Source organism: Caminibacter sp., from assembly GCF_053999135.1.
In genome coordinates this window covers 1-3,210 of record NZ_JBMXVQ010000056.1, presented here as the reverse complement: position 1 = coordinate 3,210, position 3,210 = coordinate 1, and the positions used below count along the sequence as shown (strand labels likewise).

Genomic DNA, 3,210 nt, shown 5'->3' with positions numbered 1-3,210 from the left:
GAAGTTGAAGGTATGGATTTTAAACTGTTAGGGCATACCGACCCCGGGGAGTTTTTAGCCGCAATTGATATTTTTGTATTGCCTTCTTTAAACGAAGGGGTCCCTCAGAGCCTTATACAGGCTTTGATGATGAATAAACCTGCTATAGTCAGTGATGTCGGAAGTGTAAAAGATTTATATAACGGAAATAATTTTATTTTAATACCTCCTGCCGATGAAAAAACACTCGCGAATGAAATAGAAAAAATGCTGTTAAACGATATTAAAGTCCAAACAAGGGATTTTATTGTAGAAAATTTTTCAAAGAGTAAAATGATAGAAAAAGTTTTAAAAATTTATAAAAAGGTGTTAAATTGAGTGTAATGGTATTAATGTATCATCATGTTTTACCTAAGTCGGGTTTTATTACAAGCAGTGTGGAAGAGTTTGAAAGACAGATGAGGTTTTTATATGAAAACGGTTATAAAACCTTAACAAGCGAAGAGTTTTTAAAATATAAAAAAGGCGAATTAAACGTCCCTAAAAAAAGCGTTTTTATAACGTTTGATGATGGTTGGAGGGATAATTATGTTTATGCATATCCCGTTTTGAAAAAATACGGATTAAAGGCAACCGTTTTTATTGTAACGGAATGGGTGGAAAAAGCCAGCGAAAAACAAGAAGAGTTTAAAGTTTACGCACATAAAGATGCTAAAAAGGTGGTGCCCGTTAATCCCGGCAGGGTTATTCTCAACTGGTCCGAAATAGATGAAATGAAAGACGTTTTTGATTTTCATTCTCATACCCATTCACACAGGGATTTTTATTTTAAAAAAGAATACGCATGGGATGAGGAATTTTTGCTTTCAAAAGAGATTATCAAAAAACGCCTCGGGTTTGACGATAAGCATTTATGCTGGCCAAAAGGCAGATATAATGAAGAGCTGATAAAAAAAGCCAAAAAATATTTTGAGATTTTATATACTACCAAAAGGGGAATCAATAAAGCCGATAAATATTTGGAGGAAATAAAAAGAATTGCCGTAAAAAAAGATGAAAAATGGATAAGAAAACAGCTTTTTATATTCAATAATGATTTTTTAGGTAAAATTTATTCAATAATTAAAAGTAAATAAGGAAAGTTTTATGAATATATTGCATACGGAAACATTAAAAGGGTGGGGAGGAGAACAGAATAAAGTAATTAATGAAATGGTGCTTTTAAGGGAACTTGGACACAATGTTTATTTAATATGCAATCCTAATTCTAAAATTGCAAAAAAAGCAAAAGATTTGGGATTTGAAGTAACAGAACTTAGTATGAATAAAAAAAATTTTTTTAAAACCGTTCCTTTCTTTTTAAAATTTATAAAAGAAAAAAATATTGATATTGTTTTTACCCATGGACATACCGATACCGTTATTGGGGCTTTGGCAAGTAAATTTTCTTCTAAAAAACCGAAATTTATAAGAGAAAGGCATAATCTTTTCCCCGTCAACAGTTTTCTCTCAAGACAGCTTCATAAAAGGCTGGCCGATAAGGTTTGCGTTTTATCGGAAGCTATAAGGGATTATTTTTTAAGTATAGGCGTAAGAGAAGAAAAGCTTTTTATCCTTCCAAGCGTAATAGATATTGAAAAATTTGACAAAACCAAAAGCACTTTCAGGGATGAATTTAACATACCTTCTGATGCTACGGTTGTGGGGATGTTTACGTCTTTATACAGAAAGAAGGGGGTATATGATTTTATAGAAGTGGTAAAAAATATTATTCATAAATATGAAAACGTATATTTTATATTTGGAGGCGAGTATAGAAGGAGTGTCGGGGAAGTTATTCAGGAAACCTTTAAAAATGAAAAAAGGGTGATTTTGACAGGATACAGGGAAGATGCGGCAAATGTTATGAGAGGATTTGACATTTTTGTGTTTCCTTCATATTCGGAGGGGCTAGGGACGGTTTTGCTTGAGGCCATGGCTTCTAAACTGCCTTCGGTTGTTTATAATCAAAAGCCCATGTCCGATTTAATCAAGGACGGGGAAAGAGGTCTTTGTGCCGCTTATAAAGACGTAAAAGATTTGCAGACAAAGATTGAAAAACTTATAAATGAACCTGATTTTGCCGAAAAACTTGGTAAAAACGCTTATAAATACGTATCAGACAATTATACTATGCCTGTGTTAAAAAACAGGTTAAAAGAACTTTTGGAGCAGTTATGAGTCTGGTTGTTTTAATGTTTCATCATGTAACTCCTCAAAAAGACGTTTTAAGCGTTACGCCTGAAATTTTGGAAAAACTCATAGTGAGATTTAAGCAAAAAGGGTTTCATTTTATTTCTTACAGGGAATTTTACGATTATCTGAATAAAAAAAACACTCTTCCTAAAAAATCCCTTATGCTGACGTTTGATGACGGCTATTATGATAATTATCAATACGGATACGAAGTGTTAAAAAAACACAATATCCCCGCTGTCATATTTTTAATAACTTCACTGATACCCGGAGAAAAAAAACGGAACCTGCCTTTTAAATCTCATCATGAACTGAATAAACATCCGGATAAAAATTATTTTTTGTCATTAGAAGAAATTAAAGAGATGCATTCAAGCGGATTGATTGAATTTGATTCTCACACCCATACTCATCAAAACTGTGTAAATCTTTCAAAAGAAGAGCTTGAATTTCAAATGTGTGAATCTAAAAATTTTATTAAATCCTTAATAAACAGGGATTTTTACGGATTTTGCTGGCCGAGGGGAAGGTTTGATGATAACGCGTTGGAGGCTGTAAAGAGATGCGGATACGATTTTGCTTTTTCTACAATTGAAGGTCCGTTTTCGTTTAAGCACGATAAATTTATAATAAGAAGAATTGATGCATCCAGTTTCAGGGGGGATGAAAAGGTTTATTTTAAAAGATTAAATAAAAAGGTAAATATTTACTCTTCGTTTTACGGCAATATTTATTCGGATTTGAGATTGAAATTCCAAAAATTAAAAAAAAGATTTAAAGCTTTAAAGCGCTGATTAATTTTTCATAAGTTTCGGGATGTTTTTTAGTCATTCGTTTAAGCGCTTTTTTTAACATATCAATATATTTTTTTCTGTTTTTAATTATTTTAATATCCGTATCTATCCAAAATATTTCATCCGTTTTTGGACGGTATAAAATATTGTGAAATCTTAAATCTTTAAAATAAATATTATTATCAACCATTTTTTGTAAATC

The 3,210-nt window shown here is 31.7% G+C and carries 5 protein-coding genes; 4 read left to right on the top strand and 1 reads right to left on the bottom strand.

Annotation, left to right across the window (positions count from 1 at the left end):
* From ACXJH6_RS04585 to ACXJH6_RS04570, 4 genes are all read left to right on the top strand, one after another.
* The coding region (locus tag ACXJH6_RS04585) for a glycosyltransferase (protein WP_456470586.1) at positions 1-357 on the top strand (357 nt) is incomplete at its 5' end.
* Positions 354-1,115 (top strand): polysaccharide deacetylase family protein, encoded by a 762-nt coding sequence (locus ACXJH6_RS04580; RefSeq protein ID WP_456470585.1) that lies wholly within the window; start codon positions 354-356, stop codon positions 1,113-1,115. The genes ACXJH6_RS04585 and ACXJH6_RS04580, both read left to right, overlap by 4 nt.
* Before the next feature lie 10 nt (positions 1,116-1,125).
* Entirely contained in the window at positions 1,126-2,199 is a 1,074-nt protein-coding gene (locus ACXJH6_RS04575; RefSeq protein ID WP_456470584.1) for a glycosyltransferase family 4 protein, read from the top strand.
* Positions 2,196-3,008 carry a polysaccharide deacetylase family protein gene (locus tag ACXJH6_RS04570; protein WP_456470583.1) on the top strand — a complete coding sequence of 271 codons (813 nt, stop codon included), beginning with the start codon at positions 2,196-2,198 and terminating at the stop codon, positions 3,006-3,008. The genes ACXJH6_RS04575 and ACXJH6_RS04570 overlap by 4 nt, the downstream gene beginning before the upstream one ends.
* Here the strand turns inward: ACXJH6_RS04570 and ACXJH6_RS04565 are convergent.
* Positions 2,989-3,210, bottom strand: a 222-nt coding sequence (locus tag ACXJH6_RS04565) for a hypothetical protein (RefSeq protein WP_456470582.1), incomplete at its 5' end; no start/stop codon positions are given. The two genes, ACXJH6_RS04570 and ACXJH6_RS04565, sit on opposite strands and share 20 nt — an antisense overlap.

What these genes read in the sequence shown, in the direction of transcription:
- ACXJH6_RS04570 (WP_456470583.1), top strand. Translation starts at nt 2,196, where the DNA reads ATGAGTCTGGTTGTTTTAATGTTTCATCATGTAACTCCTCAAAAAGAC.
- ACXJH6_RS04575 (WP_456470584.1), top strand. Translation starts at nt 1,126, where the DNA reads ATGAATATATTGCATACGGAAACATTAAAAGGGTGGGGAGGAGAACAG.